1 protein-coding gene is annotated in these 613 nt (G+C 72.4%); it reads right to left on the bottom strand.

Going from position 1 to position 613, the window contains the following annotated elements:
• Window positions 1–613 (bottom strand): hypothetical protein (locus tag IF89_RS39500; RefSeq protein WP_043194925.1); only part of this gene is annotated, 613 nt, incomplete at both ends.

Raw genomic sequence — 613 nt, 5'->3', positions numbered from 1 at the left:
GCCGGCCCTGGCGGTCGTACTCCGTCCGCGAGACGACCCGCCCGCCCGGCCCCATCTCCTCCAGCACGGCTCCGGTGGCCAGGTCCACCACCCGCGAGGTCACCGTTTCCGCGTCCGTGCCGGGCGCCACCGTAGTGGTCTCGGTCAGGCGCCCGCCCTCCACGGTCCGGCTGACCTCAGTCCTCAGCTCGCCCGGCCCCTCACCCCGCCCCTCCTCACCCGCGCCCTCAGCCCAGGAGACCGTCTGCGAGGCGGCCTGCCCGTACTTGTCGTAGGTGAAGGTCGTCTGCTCGCGGGCGGCGAGCTTCCCGGCGCTGTCCGCGGTCCGGGTCACCGTGTGCGCAACGGTGCGCCGGTCCTTGTCAGGGGTGTTGGAGGTCTCCTGCAGGACCTTGCCGTCCCGGCCGGTAGTCTTCTGCGACACGACCAGCCCGGTAGCACCCTCTTCGGGGTCGTACACGGTCTCGGTGACCGTCCCGGTCTCATCGGTGGTCTTCACCGCACGGCCGTAGCTGTCGTAGGCGGCGGCGGTCGCCACTTCGCGTTTCTGGCCGGCGCTGTTGTGGACGGTGCTGGCCTCGCGCACGGGCAGCGCCCAGTCCGCGGGCAGCTC

The sequence above is a fragment of the Streptomyces sp. NRRL F-2664 genome (genome assembly GCF_000719345.1).
Classification (GTDB): domain Bacteria; phylum Actinomycetota; class Actinomycetes; order Streptomycetales; family Streptomycetaceae; genus Streptomyces.
Note: the sequence above shows the minus strand (reverse complement) of the source record. Positions and strands in the feature narration are given on the sequence as shown.